This window comes from Dactylosporangium vinaceum (genome assembly GCF_019904175.1).
Classification (GTDB): domain Bacteria; phylum Actinomycetota; class Actinomycetes; order Mycobacteriales; family Micromonosporaceae; genus Dactylosporangium; species Dactylosporangium vinaceum.
Genome location: NZ_CP061913.1, coordinates 3,830,647 through 3,852,027, shown reverse-complemented (window position 1 = coordinate 3,852,027; position 21,381 = coordinate 3,830,647). Strand labels below are relative to the sequence as shown.

The window sequence follows — 21,381 nt, the reverse complement described above, 5'->3', positions numbered from 1 at the left end:
AGCCAGTGTTGCGGCCGATCGGTCCCGGTCGCATCGCCGCGCAGTCGACGCCGTGCTCCGACTAAAGTCGCAGGACAGCATCGACCTGAGTGGGGAGTGAGCCGGGGCGGGGCGCGTCTACGCTGCGATGCATGCGGTTGACGTCCTGGCGAACGGTACGATCGCGGCTCACCGGTCCGCGGGTGACCGACGCGCTGATCGTAGGCGCCAGCCTGTTGCTCACCGTGCTGGCAGTCGAGACGCCGTGGTCGCCGCTGCCCTCGCCGGTCGTCGGGACCGCGGGCACGCTCGCCGCGCTCGCCCAGTGGTGGCGCCGGAGCCACCCCCACGTCGCCGCGGTCATCGGAGCATTGGGCTACGCGCTGTCGGGCAGCGAGGGGCCGCTGCTCTCCGGTCTGTTCGCCGCCGGGGCCTACGGGCCCCGCCGCCTCGCCTGGTCCATGGTGGCGGTCGGCTGGGCCGGTGCGACCGGCTTGAACTCGGTCCGTGCCGGGCGACTGGACTGGTGGGACGCCGAGTTCGCCGCCGCCGTGGCGGCAGCGACCGTCGGGCTTGGCGTCCATGTCAGAACACGCCGGGCACTCCGGGAGGCGTGGCGTGAGCGTGCTGAACGGGCCGATGCCGAACGGGTGCTGCGCGACGAAAGCGCCCGCGCGGCGGAGCGCGCCCGAATCGCCAGGGAGATGCACGACGTGTTGGCGCACAGGGTCTCGCTGATCGCCCTGCACGCCGGGGCGCTGGAACTGACGGCGGACGGCGGCACTGAACGTATCCGGGACGGTGCCGGGCTGATTCGGGTGACCGCCCGCGAGGCGCTCGCCGAACTCCGTGTGGTGCTCGGTGTGCTGCAGACGGATGCGCAGCCGTACGTCGACCTGCACTCGGTGGTCGCCGACGCACGGTCGGCCGGGCAGCGCGTGGTGGTGCGCGACAGTGCGGGGCAGTTACCGGCTTCGGCGACGCGGGTGGTACAGCGTGTCGTGCAGGAAGGGCTGACAAACGCGCGGAAGCACGCGCCCGGTGCGGAGGTGACGGTGACGATCGAACGGTCGGCCGACGGGGTGGCGGTCACCGTGGTCAATCCGGTGACCGGGGCGACGCTGGACCTGCCGGGGTCCGGAACGGGGTTGGTAGGGTTGGCGGAGCGGGTGCGCCTTGTCGGGGGAACGATGACCGCTGGTCCGGCTGGGATCGGTTGGAGGCTCCGAGTGCAGCTGCCGGTTGCGGTGCCCGCCGGGGAATCCGAACCTCCGCCGTCCACGAGCGCGGCCGGTTCGCCGGCATCGCATTCCTCCGCAGTGGGTTCGTCGCCGCAGGCCGTGCCGGGAATGCTCGCAGTGGAAGCGTCGCGGGACGGGGAAACCCGATGATTTCGGTGCTCCTCGTTGACGATGAGGCGCTGGTGCGGGCGGGACTGCGGCTCATTCTGCAGACCGCCGACGACCTGACCGTCGTCGGCGACGCGGAAGACGGCCGCTCAGCGTTAGCGGCGGTGGCCAGGCACCGTCCGGATGTCGTGCTGATGGACATCCGCATGCCGACGATGGACGGTGTCGCCGCGACGGCGGCGCTGCGGGCCCGGGCGAACCCACCGTCGGTGGTCGTCCTGACCACATTCGACACCGACGACGAGGTGTTCCAGGCCCTGGAGTGCGGTGCCAGCGGCTTCCTGCTCAAAGACACGCCGCCGGCGGAACTGCTGCGCGCGGTACGCCTCGCGGCGGCGGGAGACGGGATGCTGTCGCCGAGCGTCACCCGCCAAGTCATCACAAGGCTCACCGCCGAAGACCGCACCCGCCGCCGGCGCGAAGCCCTCGCCCGGCTGGGCGGGCTCACCGAACGAGAGCGCGAAGTCCTCGTCCAGATCGGACGGGGGTCGACCAACGCAGAGATTGCGGAGTACCTGCGCATGAGTGAGGCGACCGTGAAGAGCCACGTCACGCACCTCTTCGAGAAAGTCGCAGCCACCAACCGGGTCCAACTGGCGATCACCGCATACCGCGCGGGTCTGATCGACTGAAGGTCCCCGCCGCACAGCCCGCGCCGCATCGCTCGCCCGCGGTGCAGGTGACCGGCGCACCGCGCAGCATGATCGCGACCTCGCCGAAGTCGACCTCGGCCTCCGCGCCCGGCTGGTGCGTCTGCGCCACGAACACCGCGTCCGGGCCGCGAACGGCCTCGGCCCGGATCTTCGGCTCGCGCCGCGACGTAGCCGCGCACGACCTGGCACGACACCCCGCATATGCTGACCGTCGATCAGCCGGTCACAGATGCGTTTCGCCGTGTGTCGTTGTTTGTGCGGCGCGTCCAGGTCGGCGGGGGGCATGCCGTCGATCACCGGCCTGAACGGATCCAGCTTCGACGCCCGCGGCGGCAACGGCTTGCGCGGCCGTGACCACGTCCACGTCAACGCCGCGCGGACCGTGTGCCGACTGACACGGTACTTCGCCGCGATCCCCCGACCGGACAACCCGCCTCTAGAATCCCTGCGGATCGCCGACCTTCGACATCCGTGACATCGGCAAGCTCCCGTCCAGGCCAACCGATGCATCCACCGCCACCATTGGCGCCGGAACCCACCGACAGGACCAGGCGGCCGGACCTGTCGATGGCCGGAGGCGACGGGACGGTCGCGTCGGCCGCCGCGGTCCTCGAGACAATCACCGCGATCGCCTGCGAGCTCATCACCACCTATGCGGCCGGCCTCGCCGCACCACCTGCAGGCCGCTCGCAGACCCGCACTGACCCGACCTGCCCTGCCACGTCCAGCAAGGAGGACGTGACGACGTTCGCCGCGGCGATCGCCGAGCTACACACGGCCGCCGGCCAGGCCCGGTCCGGCACACTCGGGCCGCGCCACACGACCGCGGCCCTCATCGCCGCGCAGGAACTTCACCCGGCTGGACCTGCGCGCGTTCGAGATCGACCCCGGCACCGGCAGCGACGACACCAAGGAACTGGTCGTCCTCGCCGTACACGGCATCGATGTGGAAATCCGCGGCCGCCCGGCGGGACGGGATAACTGTACGTCCACCTCGATGACCAGCGCCCCGACGAGGACACCGCCCGCCCGCTGGTCGTGGCGAGCTAACCCTCCTGAGCGGCGCCGGAGCCTGCCCGCTGAGTCTCATGTTGCCGGTCACAGGAGCGTCGCGTGATCTGCCGCGGCACGCGCTCTGAGCCCGTCGGGATACTTCTTCGGTGCGGCCACGGATACTTCCTCCCCATAATCAGTCGATCATGCTTGAAGCTCCGCAAAACCGAGGGGGAACTCATTGCACGCTTCACCGTACAAGCGTGCAACGATCATGCGAACCGCCAACGCAACAGCACCTGCTTGCTACCCTGTGGCAGCCTTGCAGGGATGAGGCTGAACGCGGAGCAGGCCGAGTTGGTCACCCGTCTGGCGCAGGAATGGCGGACGACAGCCGCCGTGTCTTGGCCGCTGGACCTGGAGGCGACCGAGGCGGTGATCCGGTCGGCCTACGAGGATCTGGATACTCCAGCGCCGCGGATTGCCTGGGTCGACTCCCCGCGCGCGGCGGCGCGGCTGCTGGACGAGCTCGGTGAGCAGGCGGGTGACGTCCTGCCCAGGCCGAACCAGCCCCGCGGCATCACCGGCTGGGTGCACCCGCGACACGTGATCTGGATGGACGCGGCCCTGCTGCACCACGTGGGTTTCGACCTCACCGACGCCGACGTCGACCTCCTCGCGGACATCGCCGAGCCGTTCGGCGTCACCCTCTCCGACTGGTACGCGCCGCCGATCGAGTGCGCCCACGGCTACGAGGCGGACTCGCTGCTGCGGGTGTCGCTACGCGACGCACTGATCTCCGACGCCTCGGTGCCGGCGCCCTGTGAGGCGTGGACCGCCGCGATGTGGGTCGGCTTCTACGATGCGCTCCTGCGGCAGGGCCTGCTGGGTCCGCTGGAGGAGGCGACCGGCTACGTGCGGCTCTTCGGCCAGATCGCCGGCCTGGGCCGCTGTGGTGCCGGCTGGTGGTGGCCCCGCACCGGCGTGTGCGTCGTGTCGCGCCGACCGGTATCGATGTCGGCCGAGCCGGCGGACGGCCGCGGAAGACCGGTCGTTCTCGGAGGCGAGGCGCTTCGCCTGCATCGCGACGACGGACCGGCCCTGGTATTCGCCGACGGCTCCACGTACGACGTCCGCCACGGCAGACCGCAGGCCGGGCCGCAATGAGCCGTTAGCGTCGGATTGGTCGGCCCACCTTCCATTCACCATCGAGACCAGCCATGTCGGTGGGCAGTGCCGGCAAGCGGCAAAAGATCCAGCTCGCGGCGCTCCAGAAGCCACTCGCCGCCAATGATGTGGCGCGCCGGCCATCGGGTGCGGGCGGTGTTGCCGAGCGTGGCGGACCCGTTGACATAATGCATCGTCATGAGCGAATGGCATGGTCGTCGACCGACCCGGGCCGGGGCCGGTTGCGGGTCGACCGGCGGTGCCCGGCGGGGTCGCGGCGGGCCGGACGGCCCGTTCATGGGCTGGGCCGACGGTCCGCTCTGCGGGCTCGACATCAAGACGACCGGCGGTGACCTGGAGACGGCCCGGATCGTCGCGATCGCCCTGGCCTTCGTGGGCGACAAGACGCCGATCGCCAATCTCGACGTCCTCGTCGATCCTGGTGTCCCGATTCCGGCCGAGGCGAGCGCGGTGCACGGGATCACCACCGCGCAGGTCCGCGCCCACGGGCTGCGGCCGGCGGAAGCGCTGCAACAGCTGGCCAACCGGCTCGGCGGTGCCTGGGGGTCCGGCCGGGCGGTGATCGGCTTCGACATCGCCCCCGCTCTCACCGTGCTGGACCGTGAGCTGCGGCGGCATCTGGGCGCCGGCCTCGCCGTAACCGGCCCGGTCGTCGACCCGCACGTCATCGACCGGACCCTGGACCGCCGCGAGGGCGATCGGAGCCTGGCTGCGACGTGCCGGCACTACGACGTCCGCCACGGCGCGGACCACGACCCGGTGCAGGACGCGCTCGCCGCCGCACGACTGGCGTGGCGCCTGGCCAAGCGGCACCCGACCGAGGTCGGCCGCCCGACCGCGGCAGCACTGCACCGTGCGCAGATCGACTGGACCCGCACGGCGGCCGGCAGTGCCGCTGCCGGCGCCGTCGACGGCGCCTGGCCGATGCGGCCCTACGTCGTCACCGACACCCGTGACCAGAAGGTCATCAAGGCGATCCACCACAAGATCCGCACCGACTGGGAGCACAGCCTCCGGACCAAGGGCCCGCAACCGTTCCGCCCCGAACTCCACATCGTCAACGACACCCGGGACGCGCATCCCTACTTCACGTCGATCCGCGTCCTGGCGAACAACATCGGACACGACGACTCGTTTTCTGTCGCGCTGATGGGCGCGCTGGCCAACTCGATGGCCGCCGACCGCGTGGTCGTCGCGTGGGAGCCACATGCGCTGGAACTGTCGACGTCGGACTTCCGGACGTCGGCGCCCCGCTCACCCGCCGGCCGTGAGCGGACCCTGATGGTTGTCGACCTGGTGAGCGGGCGGCTCGTCCGGTGGGCCAGATACCCGTACACCTCCGAGCGCGTCCATCCCGGCGACCGGCACCCGGTGGCCATCCGACACCTGTGGGACCGAACTCAGCGGGGCGCGCCTGGCATGCCGGCCGTATGGCGGCACACACGGCTAGTGTCTTGAGTCATTGATTCGTTGACAGTATGCGGCAACGGTTTCGAGGATGCTCAGTTCCAGCGGAGCAAGCTTGGGACCACGACCATCACCCGCGTCAGCAATCTACCGCGCTCCGCCAGGTCGTGAACTACCCGTGAGCCCGGCAAGGTTGCGGGGGTGCGCACGGCACACCCCCGCAACTCCGGCGTCAGGACAGGCTCTCGCCGAAGAGGTCGCCCGCCTGGGCGGTGCCCCAGGTGCCGTACCGCGTGATGCGGATAGTGCCGAACGCGGGCGGCTCGACCTGGAGCTTGTTGTTCCACTCGTACAGGACCATCACGGCGCCCTTGCCGCTGTCGCCGGGTGCCGACACCGCGAGGTCCTTGTTCGTGCCCTGGGCGTAGTTGAAGTTGCCCATCGTCATCGCGGAACCGAAGTGGTGGTCCTTGCCGGCCACCCCGGCGACCGCGCCGGTGCTGTCGGCGTAGTCCTGGCTCCACACCGGGACCTTCAGGACCGTGGCCAGGCCGACATCCACGTACCAACCGTAGATGACGCTCACCGTGCCGGCCTCGTCATGGCCCGTAACGTCGTCGAAGGGCGCGCCGATCGCGAGGTCCCAGTAGCCGTCGCCGTTGATGTCGCCGGCCGCAAGGGAGTAGCCGAACTGCGCGGAGTCCACGGGGTCGCCCTCGATGCCAGTGGTGTTGCGGGTCCAGTACTGCGGTGCTGCGTCCGCGAACGGCGACAGCCCTCCGCTGTCGGAGTACAGGACCAGGACCGCACCCGCGGCGGGGTACGACCGGCCGGACGAGGTGACCACCGACTCGCCGGGGACGCCGGCGGCCAGGTCGCAGGTGTCGTCGCCGTTGAAGTTGCCGGCCGCGAGGGATCTGCCCAGGTGGTCGCCGGTCTCAGCGTCGCCGGGCATGCCGGCCAGGTCGGCATGCCACAGCTTATTGCCGGCGTCGGTAAGGCCGCCCGGCGAACTGTAGATGACGTGGACGGCACCCATGTCGCGAAACTCGTCGTCGTCCTCGTCCGGGACGCCGACGGCCAGGTCGGTGTACCGGTCGTCGTCGAACCGGCCGGTCGCCAGCGCCCAGCCGAAGTGGTCGCCGGACTCGCGTGAGCTCTCCATGCTGCCGGAGTCCTGCGACCACGTCCGGTAGCCGATGACGGAGAGCCCGGCGGCGGAGCCGGGGATCACCTGGACGGTCCCGGCGCCGCCATCATCGCCGGGCGCGCCGACGGCGAGATCGTCGTAGCCGTCGGCGTTGAAGTCGCCGGCCGCGAGCGCGTGCCCGAATTCGTCGCCGGTCTGGGCGGCCCCCGGGGCCAGCCCGTTCATGTTCTGGGTGAGCAGCTGGCTGCCGGTCGCGGTCAGCCGGTCCCGGGAGCCGTAGAGCACCAGGACCTGGCCGGCGCCGGTGAACGCCCCGACCATGGCCTGCGGCGCCCCGGCCGCCAGGTCGTCGTAGCCGTCGCCGTTGAAGTCGCCGGCCACGAGCGCCGAGCCGAGCTCGTTGCCGATGTGGTTGTCGCCGGGTACGCCGTCACTGGCGAGAGTCCAGTGCTGGTCGAGCTGGCTAGACGCCCCGGGGCCGTCAACGGAGCCGTACGTGACGTCGACCGCGCCCGTGGCGTTGGCCTCGCCGCTCACCCCGATGGCGAGGTCGGCGATATTGTCACCGTTGAAGTCGCCGGCGCCGCCGCCCGGCCCGCAGATCGGCGGGGTCACCGTGGCCGCTGCCGGGCCGTCCACCGCCAGGACCGTCGCCGCGGCGAGCGTCACCACCAGCGCGAGCAAGGTGGCGGCCCTCCTGCGCAGAGTTCGCAAGGCAGCTCTCCCTTCGTGCCAGGGTCCGGCGCCTGACGCACCGGACCGGAGGGCACCATTCGACGCCGCGGCGGCCGCCCGGTCTGCGTCCTTTTACCAAAACATCGACGATTGTCGCGGAATGGCGACAGGTATGGGCGCTCCATAGTCCGATCGATCCCGCGCCGGTCCATCGTCGTGCGCCGCTTCGGCAGCGTGCTGCGCAGGCTGCGCCGCGTTCGATCCCGGACGGGATGTGGGATGAACTGTTCGCGGTGGTGGGCAACGACCGCGACCGCGCGTTGCTGGAGCTGTTCGTGTCCAGCGGTACCCGCGCGGAGGAACTGCTCGGGCTGCCTCTGCAGACATTGACTGGCCAGGTCTGCGAATCTGGGTGGTGTCGAAGGGCTCACGGTCCAGAGAGCTGGTTCCGGTGTCACCGCAGGGCCTGGTCTGGTTGGCGCGGTATCTGCATGACGCGGGACCACCGCCGGACGGGACGGCGGTCTGGCGAACCTTGAACGCCAGACAAGGTCGGCTCACGTACTCGGCGCTACGCCACGTCCTGCAGCCAGCAAGCTCACCAGCGCCTACCTCAAGGCCCGACGCTGGCAAGGTCCGGTCAGCGCCCTCGACGGCGACCACCGATGGACGATCGCCCGGCAGCTACTGCACGACACCACCATCAATGCCGATGACCGTCTGGCTGGCCTCCTGCTGCTGCTCCTCTACGCCCAACGACCGTCAACCATCGCTCTGCTGACCAACGAGCAGATCGCCGACACAGGCAACGACGTCAGTATCAGTTTCGGCCGCACACCCATTCGCCTACCCCACCCCGTCGACGACCTGGCCCGTAAGGTCGTCGCCACCACAAAGGCCACGCCACCATCGGCGCGGCCGCACCGTCACGCTGGCTGTTTCCCGGAGGACAACCCGGCCGCCCCATCAGCGCCGAACGACTCAAGCTGCGGCTGAACCAGCTCGGCGGGGATGACTGCCGTGCCCTGGGACCGTTGCCGGGGCGGGTCGGCGCTGTGCTTGAGGCCGGACGGGTCGCAGGAGGGGTGCACGGTGCGGCCGTTCGTCGATGAGTCGGTGCTCGCATCTGATCGTGGTGGTCTTGATCGTTCCCGCCAGCGAGTCGCACCGACTTACTGATCATGTCGATGGTTGCGCAGACCCTCGGTGTGCTCGCTGCCCTTTCACTTGCCTAACTGGCGGCGTAGCCAGGCCGCGCGGGCAGCGATCGCATCCCTGGAGATCGCGGCGGACGGTGCCACGACGTCGAACCCGTGGAATCCGCCGGGCCAGACGTGCAACTCCCCGCGGCCGCCGGCCTGCCACAGGCGGGCCGCGAAAGCGACGTTCTCGTCCCTGAACGTCTCGGCCGAGCCGACGTCGATGAAGGTGGGCGGCAGCCCGGACAGGTCCGCGGCGCGGGCCGGCGCGGCGTACGGGGACACATCCGGCCCCCCGCGCACGCCCTCGCCGAGGAGCGCGTTCCAGCCGGTCTCGTTGGAGCGGCTGTCCCAGATGCCGAGGCCGCGCATCTGGCGCGCCGAGGGCGAGTCGTTGCGGTCGTCGAGCATGGGGCTCAGGAGCAGCTGTCCCGCGATCGTCGGGCCCCCGAGGTCACGGGCCATGAGGGCGGCACCTACGGCCAGTCCGCCGCCGGCGCTCATGCCGGCGACGACGACGCGCTCGGGGTCGATGCCAAGCTCGTCGGCGTGCTCCGACAGCCAGAGCAGGCCGGCGTAGCTGTCCTCGACGGGACCCGGGTGGGGAGTTTCGGGCGCGAGCCGGTACTCGACCGAGACCACCGCCATGCCCAGCGGTTCGGCTAGATTCAGCACCTCGGGGAGGCCGAACCGGTTGTCGCCGACGATCATCCCGCCGCCGTGGATGAAGTAGACCGCCGGAGCCGGCGTCGGAACGTGCCGCGGGAGGCAGACAAGCAGCGAGATCTCCGGGTTGCCATCCCGACCGGGCACGGTCCTTTCGTGCACGCGGTAGGCGCCGTCGCGCGACAGGATGTCGTCGGTTGGGGTCGGCACGCCGGGCACGGGCTGGCGCATCTCGACGATGGTGTCCGGACGGTAGGCGTCCGGAGGGCGGATGCTTGTCAGCAGGTCCACGACGGGGGCGAGTTCGGGATCGAAGGGTGGCGGCGGTCCGACCGGCTGGCCGGGGGACGGTTCGGTGACGTGCATGGTCATCGGGTTCCTCGTCGTTGGTGTGTCTGCGGGAGTTCGGAGAGGCGGCGACGATGTCCTCGACGCCGCCCCGTCGTCGGCTCACACGGTCGGAACCGTGCCGCCGTCGATGACGTACTCGGCGCCCACGATGGCCGAGGCGCGGTCGGACACGAGGAACCCGACCAGGTCGGCGATCTCCTCGGGCTGCGCGAACCGTCCCAGGGGAACCCCACCGAGGGAGTCGTAGATCGTCTGCTTCGCGGCCTCGCGGGTGAGCCCGTTGCCCTCGGCGATCCGGTCCACGAACCGCTCGTAGGCCTCGGTCTCGATTCCGCCGGGGCTGATCGCGTTGACCCGCACCCCGCGCGGTGCGAGTTCGTTGGCGAGGCCCTTGCTGTACGTGCGTAGCGCCGCCTTGGCCGCCGCGTACGCCAGGGACGCGTCGTACTGCGGCAGCTCCCGCTGGATCGAGGTGAAGTGCAGCACCACGCCCGACCCCGACTCCACCATCGCCGGCAGGAGCGCCCGGTCGAGGCGCACCGCACCCAGGAGGTTCAGGTTCAGTTCGGTCAGCCACTGCTCCTCGGTGATGACCGCGAACCCACCGGCCGGCGTCGAGGCGCCCCCGACGACGTGCACGAGGACGTCGAGCGCGCCGCCGGCCTCGGCGAGGCGACCCGCCACAAGCGCGGCGCCCTCGACGGTCGACGTGTCCGCCGCGATGAACCGGTCGGGGCGGTCGTACTCGTCGGGCATCGTCCGAGCCGTGGTCCACACGTCGGCGCCCATCTCCCGCAGGCGTGCGACTACGGCCTTGCCCGACCCCTTCGACCCGCCCGTGACGAGCGCCCGCCGCCCGTCGAGGCGGTCACGTTCGTTGCTGGACATTCTCTGTCTCTCTTCCCTCTGACGGTTCGGTGGTGTGCGGCCTGGCTTAGGCCTCGTGGTTGGCGATGACGAGCTCGCTCACCAGGTCGCCGCGGAGCGTGAAGCGGTAGTCCAACTCGGCGACGCCGCCCGGGAAGGTCCCCTCGAGGCGCAGGGTCACCACCCAGTGGTCGTCGTCGACGCGGCGGGCGCCAATCTGCTCGGTGGTGTACTCGAACTCGGCGCCGGCGTCGCGCAGGAAGGCGTAAACCTCGCCGCGGCCGCGGAAGGTCTCGGCCTGGTCGACGACCACGATGTCCTCGACGAGGAACGAGGAGGCCCTGTCGGCGTCGTGCACGGTGCTGGCCGCGAGGAAGCCGCGGACGGTGGTCGGAAGGGCGTCGGACCGGAGGTCGTTGTCAGTCATGTCGTCACCGTGGAGCATCGCGATGCGGGAGGGTCAAGCGCTGGACCCTCCCCCAGGGGGAGCCTCCATACTGGTTGCGTGCTGACCATCGTGGAGTTTTCACGCCTGACCCACCTGAGCGTGCGGACCCTGCGCCGCTACCACAAAGGAGAGCTGCTGGAACCGGCCGTGGTCGACAAAAGCACCGGCTACCGCTACTACGCCGTCGAGCAGATCCCGACCGCGCAGGTCATCAGCCGCCTCCGCGAGCTCGACGTCCCCCTGAGCGACGTGCAGGCGATCCTGCGGACCGCCGACCCCAGTGGTCGCGCGGCCCTGGTCGCGGATCACCTCCAACGCCTGGAGGCCCAGCTCGACCGCACCCGGTCCGCGGTCACGGCCCTGCGCCGCCTGCTGCGGCCCGACCCCACCCCACTCGAGGTCAAGCTGCGCGCCGAGCCCGCCCGCACGGTCGCGGCGGTGACGGCCGAGGTCGGCCACGACGACGTCGGAGCCTGGTTCGCGGGCGCGATGGCTGAGCTCGAGGCGGCCGTCGGCGACGCAGCGACCGGGCCGCCGGGTGGCCACTACGAGAACTCCCTGTTCGAGCAGGGCCGCGGTCAGGTGCTGGTCTACCTGCCAACGGCCGCGCCGCCTCGTACCGGGCGGGTGCACCCCGTGACCCTGCCCGCTGCAGAATTGGCGGTGACCACCCACGTCGGCGAGCACGACGACGCTGACGTCACCTACGGTGAGCTCGGTACCTGGGTCGTGGCGAACGCGATGTCGGTGGCCGGACCGGTACGGGAGGTCTACCGCGTCGGGCCCCGGGACACGGGCGATCCGGCCGCCTGGCGCACAGAGATCGGGTGGCCGGTGTTCCGCGTGACATGAAGATCGGTGGATAGTGGACCGCTGGTTCTCGGCCAACGTTCTGCTGCCTGTACTGGTGGTGCGCCAGGCACACTGTGAGCTTCCCCCGCTTTGATGGAGTGGTGGTTACCTGCCTCCGGTCGGGACAGGGGTGAGGTTATCTGGCTCGTTCTGGGCGTGCCAGGCGGTCTCGTATTCGTCTGGACTTTGGTAGCCGAGTTCGCGTTGGATGCGGCGGGTGTTGTACCAGCCGTCGATGTATTCGAAGATCGCGTTCTCGGCCTCGTCACGGGTCCGCCGGCTCATGCGGTAGACCAGTTCGATCTTCAACGTGGACCAGAAGGTTTCCATCAGCGCGTTGACGCTCCTATATGTGTCAAATTGCGGGTGCGGTGTTGCGGAGGGGTCGTAGCAGGGCCCAGATTTCACGGGCGAGGAGTCGTTTGAGGCAGCGGATGATCTCGGCTTTGGTCTTGCCTTCGGTGGTGCGGCGGGCGACGTAGGCGCGGTGGGCTGGTGGTGTTGCATGCGGACGATGACGGCTCGGGCGAGCGCGGCGTTGGCTTGGCGGTGCCCGCCGCGGTTGAGCCGGTGGCGGTTGGTGAGCCCGGAGGAGGCTGGGACCGGTGCGACGCCGCAGAGCCGGGCCCAGGCTGGTTCGGAGCGGACGCGGTCGATGTTGTCGCCGGCGACGATGAGCATCTCGGCGGCGGTGTCCGCGCCGACGCCGAACGCGGCGACGAGTTGCGGGACGTGCTGTGCGGTGAGCTGGGCCAGCAGCGCCCCGTGGGTTCTGATCTCGTCGTTGAGGTACTGCCAGCGCCGGGCGAGGGAGCGCAGGGCGTGTTTGGTGGCTGCGGTGACGGTGTCGATGTCCCCGGGGCGCAGGCTGGCGCACCGCTGGATCAGGGCCATCTTCGACAGCGGCTGCAGTTGCTCGCGCAGTTCCGGCCTCGCGGTGACGATGAGGGCCTTGAGCGTGATCATGGTGGCGGTGCGGGCCTTGACCGCCACGTCTTTGGCCACCTTGATCTGGCGGAGCATCTCGACCACGCCGCCGTTGGTCTTGGGGACCGCGGTCGCGTCGCCGTTGAGCACCGCGCGGGCCGCGTTCTCCGCGTCGATGGTGTCGCTCTTGCCGCGCGGCCGGCGGTCGCGCCGGTCAGTGCGTAGAACCTCGATCACGCCGATATCGCGGCGGCGGACGGCGGAGGTCAGCCCGGCGCCGTAGGAGCCGGTGCCCTCGATGGCGAAGACGAACCGTTTGGCACCGAACGATGCGGCCCAGTCCAGCAGCTGCTCATCGACCAGCCGGACCGGAAGCAGGCGCTGCGAATCGGCGCCGAGCCGATCGACAGCCGAGCCCGCCGAGCGAGCATCACACGCTGGCTCAACCGGCTCGGCGAGGGCTGAGCCAACGGCGGCGTCCACGACACCTGGCCGTCGTTCGCCTCGCCGGCTCCCGCACCGTCGTCGCCGAGAACATCTGCGGCTTCCTGCCGCATTCACTCCGAACCAGGGCAATCCATTCTGGAACAATGCGGGCGATAGCGGATGTGACGCTGGTGCAGCCGTTGTCGTCCCGCGAGCCGTAGCACCGGCCGGCCCTGGCGTCCGGCCGCCCGGCCCGCAACGGTGCCGGCCTACAGCAGCCCGCGGGCGGTGAAGGCCGAGCGCGCGGCCGCGGCGGCCGTGGCACCGTAGAGCCGCTGGGCGGCATCGACCGTGGCCCGGGCCGCCGCCGCGAACGTCGTTTCCGCGGCGAAGGCGAACTGCGCCTCGACGATGAGCGTCGTGGCATGGGTGTCGCCGAGCGCGCCGCGGATGTCCCAGAGGGCCCGCGACCAGATCTCGCCGTCGGCGTGCACCTCGCCGATGACGTCTGCCGGGTAGTGCTTGTTGCCGTCGAGGCGGCGCAGGCAGTGCGGCGTGGTGCTGGTGTACGACGTGGAGTCCCAGTCGGCGACGCACGCCTCCGGGGTCAGCGTCGGCGCGCCGGTCGCCCAGCTGGTGACGGCGACGGCGAGGTAGTCGCCGAACGCCTCGCCGATCGCGCCGGACTCCAGGGTGGTGCCGAAGCCGGGGACTTGGCCGTCCTGCACCGAATGGCCGTACTCGTGGACGATCACCTCGGCGTCCTCGCCGTCGTCGACGCCGCCCTTGCCCAGGGTGATGTTCGCCTTGTCGTCGCGGAAGAACGAGTTGTCGCCGCCGTACTGGTCGATGCGCAGCTCGATCTGGCGCTGGTTAACCGGGCGAAGATTCGAACCGAAACCCAGGTGCTGCAGGTAGAGCTGGGCAGTGGTGACCCAGTAGTAGCCCATCACCTGCTCGAACTGGTCCGAGTCGCGGTGCCAGGCCGGGAAGGCGCCGTCGACCAGGGTCGCGGCTTTGCCGGTGGCGCTCTTGACCGCCACGTACCGGCCGGCCAGCGCGCCGGAGCCGTCCAGATCGGTCAGGGTCACGCGGCGGTACGCTGCGGCGAACACCGGCAGGTCCGCGTCCTTGGCGTCGGTGAGGTCCTGCCGCCCGAGCGTCTGGACCGGGCTGGGAGCGAAGACGGTTGCCTGGGCGGAGGTGACGGCCGCCCCCGCCCGGGTTGCCGGGATCAGGGCGGCCACGAGCGCGACCGCGGTCAGCGCGAGGCTTCGTCGCATCACGATACGTTCATCTCCTTACGTCGGGGTACAGACGAAGTGGCGGCACAGCCCCAGGGCGCGTTACCGGCGGCGCGCGTAACGGACCAGGCGCCGCACCGCCGGCCTCCTCATCGACCAGCGCCGCACGGTTGACCGTGATCACTTGTGCGTCGGCTTCGGCGGATGGCTCGGCTTGCCTCCGCCCGGCGCGGGATTGCCGGGTTTGACCGTCGTCGCGGTCGTCGCGGCCGGCGGGTCGAGCAGCCGGTGGCAGTAGGCGTCGATCGCCCGCTCGCTGCCCGCTGCCTGGGCAAGCGCGCGCCGCACGTCGGCGGTGACCGGTCCCGCGTTCGGGTCGGTCTGGAATGCCAGCCAGGAACGGCAAAAGGCGGCCAGCTGCGCCGGGTCGGCCGGGCCGGACGGCGGCGCGGGGAAGGCGGTCGCGGGGTCCGCTGCGGACCTTGATTCCCGGGTCGCCGCCGACCCGGCGGGGGACGGGGCGTTGGCGCCCGGCAGCAGATGGTCGATGGTGGCCTGCAGCGCGTCGGGGAGCCGACCGGTGCCCGCCGCGTAGGCGGTGCCGCCGATCAGCAGCCCGGCGAGCGCGGCCGCCGTCGCCGCGGCGAGCCGCTTGCCGGAGCGGGGACGCCCTCCGCCGGCTGCGGAACGGGTCCGGAACGCTTCGGTGAACGCGGCGACCGCCGCGTGTTCGGCGACGAGTTCCTGCGGGAGGGCCGGGCCGGCCGCGGCTCGCAGCAGGGCCGCGACGGCGGCCTCGTCCGGGACGTCGCCCGAGCCGCCGCGGAGTAGCCGCTCGGCCGCGTCCCGGCCGATCTCGTCGTGGCCGTCGTCGGGCGGTCGGCTCAGACGGTCACGCATCGCAGTCACCCCCGAGAGCGCCGGTCGGCGGCTCGGCCTGCGCGGACCGGGCCGATCGCACCTGCGGATGCGCGGCAAGGCGGCGCAGCCCACGCATGGCGGCGACCCGTACCGCGCCCGGTCGTTTGCCCAGGACCTTGGCGGTGCCGGCGACGTCGAGCCCGGCGACGACGCGCAGCATGACCGCCTCGGCCTGGTCCGGGGGCAGGGTGTTGATCAGGCCCAGCGCCCATTCGGTGCCGAACCGTTCGATGACGTCGAGCACCACGTCGTGGACGGTGTCGCCGCCGTCCGGCGGCTCGACCGTGTCGCGCGGCTCTTCCCGGCGCCGCCAGGCCCGGCGGTTCTCGTCGATGCCGCGGTGCCGGGCGATGCGGAACAGCCATACCCGGAACGCCGTGGCGTCGCCGCGGAACATGGGCAGGTCCCGGCTCACCTGCAGCCAGGTCTCGGAGGCGACGTCGTCGGCGGCGTCGCCGCACACGACGTGCAGATAGCGCAGGACCGCCGGTTGCAGCGCTCGCCACACGATCGTGAAGCCGGCCGCGTCGCCACCGGCCGCGGCCCGGATCGCCGGCGTGAGGTCTTCGTCTGGCAAGGGCACGGTTCCTGTCGTACGTCGCTGGGGCGCTGTGGCCACGGCAGTGTCGTGCGCCGGATTGCGCCGGTACGCCGCTTGGGTGCTGCCGGGTGAAAACAGTACGGTCATCGGCGCACCGCCGGCGCCGGCTGCCCGGCGGTCGTGTGCCGCATCGGATCCGCCAGGCCGGCCCGGGCCATCGCCTGCCACCGTTGCCGGCCGCCGAGCAGCGCGGCCACGGCCGACTGCACGGTCACCAGGTAGAGCAGCTGCCGGTACACGATCTGCTGCAGCGGGACGCTCCACAGCGGAGCCCAGGGCTCCCGGTCGAGCCGGAGCGCGAACGCCGTGGTCAGCACCTGCAGCGCGGTGAAACCGCACCACACGCCGGCGACCTGGGCCGGCGGCAGGACGCACAGGCCGTAGATCGCGTACACGTCGACGAGGGGCGCGCACAGCGGGAGCAGCACCTGGAACAACAGCAGATACACCAGCCCCCGCCGGCCGAGCCGCCCGGCACCGCCGCGCTCGAGCAGGGCCCGCCGGTGCTTCCACATCGCCTGCATGGTGCCGTAACACCAGCGGTACCGCTGCCGCCACAGCTGGCGCATGGAGGCCGGCGCCTCGGTCCATGCGATCGCCCGGTCGGCATACACGACGCGCCACCCCGCGCGCAGGACCGCCATCGTGAGGTCGGTGTCCTCGGCCAGGGTGTCAGCCGGCACACCCCCGGCGTCGGCGAGGGCCGACCGCCGGAACGCCCCGATCGCGCCCGGGATGGTCGGCATGCACCGGCCGAGGTCGAACATGCGGCGGTCCAGGTTGAACCCGACCACGTACTCCAGGTGCTGCCACCGGCCGAGCAGCCCGCGGCGGTTGGCGACCTTCGTGTTGCCGCTGCTCGCGCCGATCTTCGGGTCCTCGAACGGTTGGACCAGCTGCCCGACCGCGTCGGGCGCGAAGACCGTGTCGCCGTCGACGAGGACGAGCAGATCGCCCCGGGCCGCGGCAATGCCGGTGTTCAGCGCCGCTGGCTTGCCGGCGTTCGCCTGCCGGATCAGCCGCACACCGGGCAGCCCCAGCCCGCGCACGACGGCGGAGGTGGCGTCGGTCGACCCGTCGTCCACGACGATGACATCCAGCGCGGGATAGTCGTTGGCCAGCAGGGACCGGACCGTGGCGGCAATGTTCGCGGCTTCGTTGAACGCCGGCACGATCACCGTCACCGGCCCCAGGTATCCCAACCGGGGCGCCGTGCGCCGTTGCCGCCGCGCGTGGAGGCCGGCGGCCGGCAGCTGCACCAGGAGGCGCAGCACGGCCAGCCCGCTGCCCAGCACCAGCAGCCACCACATCCACCCGTCGATCCACGCGGCGGCGGTCTGGCTCCAGCGCAGCGCGAGGCCACGGGCGGTGACGCTGAAGGACGCGGTGGGCGGCGGCGCCAGGCCGAGACCGGCCGAAACGGTGATGAAGCGGACGCCGGCCGGCCCGGCCAGCAGCCGCTGTACCGCTGCCACCGTCTGCGAGCGGTCGCCGCCGCCGTCGTGGAACATGACCATAGCCCCGCCGTCGGTCCGCGGTCCGGCCGCCGCGACGATTGCCTCGACACCGGGCCGGCGCCAGTCGCCGGTGTCGCGGTCGGTGAGCACCGCCAGGTACCCCTCGGCCGCGACCGTGCGCAACGCGGCGAAGTCGGCGGTGGTCAGCGCATCGGGCGTCGAGGAGTACGGGGGCCGCATCAGCCGGGTCGTCCGGCCGGTCGCCGCGGCGATCGCGTTCTGGGTCAGGCTGAGCTCGAGCCGGCGGCGCCACGCCGGTGCCACCGCCAGTTCGGTGTGGGTGAAGGTGTGCACGCCGACCTCGTGGCCTTCGGCGACGATGCGCCGCACGAGATCCGGATACTGGTTCACCTTCGATCCGATCACGAAAAATGTCGCGTGGGCGTGCTGGGCCCTCAGTGCGTCGAGGATCTGCGGCGTCCACCGCGGATCCGGCCCGTCGTCGAAGGTCAACGCCACCGTACCGGCCGGCATCGCCGCCCGCTGGACGGTACCGTCGGCGGCGACCCGTAGCACCGGGCCGGCTCCGGCCATGCTCCGGACCTGGGCCCCGGCTGCATCGGTGCCGCCGGTCGGGCCTGGTCTGCTCATCGCTTCGCCGTGCGCGTTGGTCACGGCGCCGTTGAGGAACAACTCGGCCAGCAGGACGAGGCCGCCGAATACGAGCAGCAGCCAGTGTGCTTTCGGCGGCCGGGGTGCGGCGTGTCGGGACATGGCCTACTTCGACCTGTTGGGCTTGGGGTTGCCCGGGTGCGTGGTGTGCGGATTGCCCGGAGCGGCCGTCGCGGGGGTGGTCGCCGCGGTCGGGCCGGGGGCGGTGGTGGTGGCCGGTGGGTGGTTCGGCCGGGCCGCTGCGGACGGCGCGGTGGCCCGGGGCGTCGCCCGGATCGGCTGGACACCGGCGCTACCCTCGTCGCGCTGCGTGCCGCCGTGGACACCCTGCGGAAGGAGCGGCAGCGGCAGCGGCGACGAGCCGGTCAGCCCCGCGACCAGCAGCGCGGCGCCGGCCGTCAGCGCCACGCCGACCCCGGTCCCGAATACGGTGAACAGCCGTCGACGCCGGCCACTGCGGTCGACGAACACCGGATCGGCCGGGACGCCCGGCCGGTGGTCAAGCACTTCATGCACAGACGCGTCCCCTTTGGTGATTGGTCCAATCGCACCAATGGGCGATGCCGGCACCGGAAGCGTTACTTGCCGGCAGTAACGCGGCGCGCCGCTGAGCCGCCCGTTGTTGCGAGGAGGCGTGCATGCGCAAGATCAACCTTCGGCTCGGCCCTGGTGCTGCGGCGCGGCGCCGGATTGCACGATTGGCCGAGGCCGGATATCTGGCGGCCCTGCGGCCGCCGGCGACGCTGTCCGCCGTGCGTGGCGCGCTGCGTCAGGTCCTGGGCGATCCGGACCTGGACGTGTACGTCTGGCTGGCCAGCCGCCGACAGTACCTCGACTGTACGGGAGCGTCGCCCGTCAGGGCTTTCGAGCCTTCCCTGCGGCACGATGTCCGCGACGGCCGCGGCCGGCGCCTGGCCACGGTCCTCACCGGCGCCGCGCCGCCACCGGCAGCCGATTTCGTCGATGCCGCGATCAGGATCGCAGCGGCCGACCTCGAACACGCCCGATGGCATACCGAACTGCTCGCGCGACTCCGCGACGTCGAATCCGGCCGCATCCGCGACGCCGCAGATCTCTTCGTCCATCGCGGGGTGTTCGCGTTCGAATACCACGACCGGGTGCACCGGCGGACGCTCGAACTGGCCGCGATCATCGACGCCAGCCGGACGGCCGACGACCCGGCCGTGCGAGCCGTCACAGGACAAGCTCAGACGCAGTTGCGTCACGTCCTCAGGGACTTGTGCGACCTGGCCCTTATCGCGCCACCGTCGATCGCAGGACAGGTCCCGCTCGGCGTCGCCGTAGGGCGGCTCGCAGCGGTCATACCGTTTCCGGTGCAGATGAACGTCGATGCCGGCGCGCTGCCGTCGGCCACCGCGTCGCTGGTCTATGCCATGGTCTGCGAGGCGTTGGCCAATGCGGTCGGCCACGCCGGGGCGCGGCACGCGACGGTCACCGTGCGCCGTCACGGCCCGACCGTGCAACTCGCGGTCGTCGATGACGGTGCCGGAGGGGCGCAGCCCGTCATCGGCGGTGGCATCGTAGCGCTCGCCGCGCAGGCCGCCCGGCGCGGCGGCCTGCTCCACGTGGACAGCCCGCCCCGCAGCGGCACCTGCTTCAGCGCGGAACTGCCGTACGACCCGTGATGTCGCCCGGTCGTGCCTGCCCGTTCTCGCGCGGAGCGCGGCGGAGGGCCGGCGGTGTGCTGCAGTGCCTCAGGGTCGATGTGTCGGACGCGCGGGAACCCCGGCAGTGTGCCTGCTGCGCAACGGTGCTCGTGACACGACGACGCGGGGCATAGGCGCGGCCCGTCACCCGCTCCGCCTTCGCATTCCGCTTCAATTCCGCCCGCGGACAGGAGCCGACCGTGGGCCGGTTGAGCGACGATGTCCTGTCGATGCCGAGCCGGGTTCGAGGCGACCGAGGACCGACCGGTTGTTGTTTGGCACGACTTTGGTCCACCTCGTCGGTATCCACAACCGGCTGGCTGCCCGGCACGGGCGGCAGTGCCCCGTGATCCCTTGCGGCGGTGAGCCATGAACGGCATGCGGCAGATCCGGTAGCCACCTGAGCGGTGATCTTCACGTCCGGGTGGACCGGCACCCCGCGCGGGGTCATGCTCGAGCAGCCAGCCGTCACCGCGATCGCCGCCGCCCTCGCCGACCGATTCACCGTCGAAGCGGAGTCCCGCCTGTTGCAGTCGCGGATTGGTCCTGGGACGCCGCCATGGGCGAGATGCTCATGACCCCCATCGCCGGCGGCACCCTCGTCCTCGCCCTGGACGACACCCGCACCGGCGGGGTGCCGCTGGCCGCCTGGATGCGGGAGCAGCGGGTCGAGATTGTCACCCTCAACCAGTCAGTCCTCGCCGTGCGGGCCACACGAGGGGATCCGGGACCGCGGCCGGGTCAGCATCGGCCGCCCGCACATATCAGCCGACCGCGTCGATGAGATCCTCGTATGCGACGGCGGTGTGCGGGTGTTCGTGCCGCAGGTGTGTCTTCACCAGCAGCGCCGCGGCCTGCGCGGCGTGGCCGTCGTCGAACAGCTGACCGGCCTGCACGCCGGTCAGCCGCACCGGGCGGCGGGAGCGGCCCCTCACTGCGCCCCGTCCTGCCCGGCCGACGCCGGGGACGCCGGGGACGCCGGTGGCCGCGGGGAGGCACAGACACCGCGATGGTGGACGCTCACGGCCGGAACCGCCTCCGATGCGTTCTCTGCTAGGTCAGGCCGGTGCAGCGTCCGCCGAGGCCGGCCTTGGTGGCATGGCCGGGTGAGAACGTGATCGGCCGAGCCAGCGGGCGTACATCGAAGCGACCTGAGCCCGTCGCGGCCTTACAGGATGCAGGTCCCAGCCATGGGACCAGTTGTCCAACAGGGCCCGGGTGGTGTCCAGGGCGGGTGGTGACCACGGTGCACGGCCGGCCCTGGTCGTCCCAGGTGTGCCACAGTGCCCAGCCCTCGTCGCGAGCGACGACGCCGAGATGCTCGCTCGATGTACGGCCGTCGCGGTGAGCAGGGCGGCGGCGGTGATGCCGAGCAGCCGGGCCGAGAGGACCACTGGGCGAGGCAGCGGTGGCAGAAACGGCACGATCCGCTCACGGGTAGTCTGGGCGCGCACCACGGCGGCGGTACCCGCCACGGCGGCCGCAGCAGAACTGCGCCGGCCGCGGTGGCACCGAGGGCGCCGTGCCAGGCCTGGATTCGCCGACGTTCGCCGACCCGGGCCAACAGGGCCGGCGGCCTCCCGCGTCACGCCCGATCCGGCAACGTCTTGTGGACTGGGTCGGATGATC

At 71.4% G+C, this 21,381-nt stretch carries 20 protein-coding genes; 8 read left to right on the top strand and 12 right to left on the bottom strand.

Annotation, left to right across the window (positions count from 1 at the left end; translation table 11 throughout):
• Positions 1–182: 182 nt before the first annotated feature.
• The 4 genes from Dvina_RS17285 to Dvina_RS17270 all read left to right on the top strand — a co-directional run bounded on the left by Dvina_RS17285 (position 183) and on the right by Dvina_RS17270 (position 4,201).
• Complete coding sequence (locus Dvina_RS17285) at positions 183–1,370, top strand: sensor histidine kinase (RefSeq protein WP_223103494.1); 1,188 nt, start codon at positions 183–185, stop codon at positions 1,368–1,370.
• On the top strand, positions 1,367–2,020 hold the full coding sequence (locus Dvina_RS17280; RefSeq protein WP_223103493.1) for a response regulator: 654 nt from the start codon (positions 1,367–1,369) through the stop codon (positions 2,018–2,020). Before Dvina_RS17285 ends, Dvina_RS17280 begins: the two co-directional genes overlap by 4 nt.
• Before the next feature lie 304 nt (positions 2,021–2,324).
• Complete coding sequence (locus tag Dvina_RS17275; RefSeq protein ID WP_223103492.1) at positions 2,325–2,516, top strand: hypothetical protein; 192 nt, start codon at positions 2,325–2,327, stop codon at positions 2,514–2,516.
• A gap of 728 nt (positions 2,517–3,244) precedes the next feature.
• Entirely contained in the window at positions 3,245–4,201 is a 957-nt protein-coding gene (locus Dvina_RS17270; protein ID WP_223103491.1) for a DUF6745 domain-containing protein, read from the top strand.
• Between the two features lie 35 nt (positions 4,202–4,236).
• Here Dvina_RS17270 and Dvina_RS17265 read toward each other — a convergent pair whose 3' ends face one another.
• Positions 4,237–4,401: a hypothetical protein gene (locus Dvina_RS17265; protein ID WP_223103490.1), complete on the bottom strand. Its 165-nt coding sequence runs from the start codon at positions 4,399–4,401 to the stop codon at positions 4,237–4,239.
• On the opposite strand from Dvina_RS17265, the gene Dvina_RS17260 reads away from it, so the two are divergent.
• Positions 4,400–5,680, top strand: a complete 1,281-nt coding sequence (locus Dvina_RS17260; protein ID WP_223103489.1) for an exonuclease domain-containing protein — start codon at positions 4,400–4,402, stop codon at positions 5,678–5,680. The genes Dvina_RS17265 and Dvina_RS17260 overlap by 2 nt on opposite strands.
• Positions 5,681–5,861: 181 nt before the next feature.
• Here the strand turns inward: Dvina_RS17260 and Dvina_RS17255 are convergent, their stop codons facing one another.
• The 4 genes from Dvina_RS17255 to Dvina_RS17240 form a co-directional block, all read right to left on the bottom strand.
• Positions 5,862–7,493, bottom strand: a complete 1,632-nt coding sequence (locus tag Dvina_RS17255) for an integrin alpha (protein ID WP_223103488.1) — start codon at positions 7,491–7,493, stop codon at positions 5,862–5,864.
• Between the two features lie 1,184 nt (positions 7,494–8,677).
• Positions 8,678–9,691, bottom strand: coding sequence for an alpha/beta hydrolase (locus Dvina_RS17250; protein WP_246656273.1), 1,014 nt, complete (start codon positions 9,689–9,691; stop codon positions 8,678–8,680).
• A gap of 78 nt (positions 9,692–9,769) precedes the next feature.
• Positions 9,770–10,558: an SDR family oxidoreductase gene (locus Dvina_RS17245; protein ID WP_223103487.1), complete on the bottom strand. Its 789-nt coding sequence runs from the start codon at positions 10,556–10,558 to the stop codon at positions 9,770–9,772.
• Between the two features lie 46 nt (positions 10,559–10,604).
• Positions 10,605–10,964: a nuclear transport factor 2 family protein gene (locus tag Dvina_RS17240; protein ID WP_223103486.1), complete on the bottom strand. Its 360-nt coding sequence runs from the start codon at positions 10,962–10,964 to the stop codon at positions 10,605–10,607.
• A gap of 78 nt (positions 10,965–11,042) precedes the next feature.
• On the opposite strand from Dvina_RS17240, the gene Dvina_RS17235 reads away from it, so the two are divergent.
• Positions 11,043–11,837, top strand: a complete 795-nt coding sequence (locus Dvina_RS17235; RefSeq protein ID WP_223103485.1) for a MerR family transcriptional regulator — start codon at positions 11,043–11,045, stop codon at positions 11,835–11,837.
• Between the two features lie 105 nt (positions 11,838–11,942).
• Here Dvina_RS17235 and Dvina_RS55735 read toward each other — a convergent pair whose 3' ends face one another.
• The 6 genes from Dvina_RS55735 to Dvina_RS17205 all read right to left on the bottom strand — a co-directional run bounded on the left by Dvina_RS55735 (position 11,943) and on the right by Dvina_RS17205 (position 18,601).
• On the bottom strand, positions 11,943–13,247 hold the full coding sequence (locus Dvina_RS55735) for a transposase (RefSeq protein WP_223103484.1): 1,305 nt from the start codon (positions 13,245–13,247) through the stop codon (positions 11,943–11,945).
• Positions 13,248–13,459: 212 nt separating this feature from the next.
• Positions 13,460–14,473 carry a M36 family metallopeptidase gene (locus Dvina_RS17225; protein WP_246656545.1) on the bottom strand — a complete coding sequence of 338 codons (1,014 nt, stop codon included), beginning with the start codon at positions 14,471–14,473 and terminating at the stop codon, positions 13,460–13,462.
• A 141-nt stretch (positions 14,474–14,614) separates the two neighbouring features.
• Positions 14,615–15,334, bottom strand: a complete 720-nt coding sequence (locus tag Dvina_RS17220; protein ID WP_223103482.1) for a hypothetical protein — start codon at positions 15,332–15,334, stop codon at positions 14,615–14,617.
• On the bottom strand, positions 15,327–15,938 hold the full coding sequence (locus Dvina_RS17215; RefSeq protein ID WP_246656272.1) for an RNA polymerase sigma factor: 612 nt from the start codon (positions 15,936–15,938) through the stop codon (positions 15,327–15,329). The genes Dvina_RS17220 and Dvina_RS17215 overlap by 8 nt, the downstream gene beginning before the upstream one ends.
• A 101-nt stretch (positions 15,939–16,039) precedes the next feature.
• Entirely contained in the window at positions 16,040–18,187 is a 2,148-nt protein-coding gene (locus Dvina_RS17210; RefSeq protein WP_223103481.1) for a bifunctional polysaccharide deacetylase/glycosyltransferase family 2 protein, read from the bottom strand.
• Between the two features lie 3 nt (positions 18,188–18,190).
• Entirely contained in the window at positions 18,191–18,601 is a 411-nt protein-coding gene (locus Dvina_RS17205; protein WP_223103480.1) for a hypothetical protein, read from the bottom strand.
• Positions 18,602–18,723: 122 nt separating this feature from the next.
• On the opposite strand from Dvina_RS17205, the gene Dvina_RS17200 reads away from it, so the two are divergent.
• Positions 18,724–19,731 (top strand): sensor histidine kinase, encoded by a 1,008-nt coding sequence (locus Dvina_RS17200; protein WP_223103479.1) that lies wholly within the window; start codon positions 18,724–18,726, stop codon positions 19,729–19,731.
• 580 nt (positions 19,732–20,311) lie between these two features.
• Positions 20,312–20,536 (top strand): hypothetical protein, encoded by a 225-nt coding sequence (locus Dvina_RS17195; RefSeq protein WP_223103478.1) that lies wholly within the window; start codon positions 20,312–20,314, stop codon positions 20,534–20,536.
• On the opposite strand, the gene Dvina_RS17190 is transcribed toward Dvina_RS17195, so the two are convergent.
• A complete protein-coding gene (locus Dvina_RS17190) occupies positions 20,517–20,687 on the bottom strand; it encodes a hypothetical protein (RefSeq protein WP_223103477.1) in 171 nt (56 codons plus the stop codon). The two genes, Dvina_RS17195 and Dvina_RS17190, sit on opposite strands and share 20 nt — an antisense overlap.
• Between the last annotated feature and the right edge of the window lie 694 nt (positions 20,688–21,381).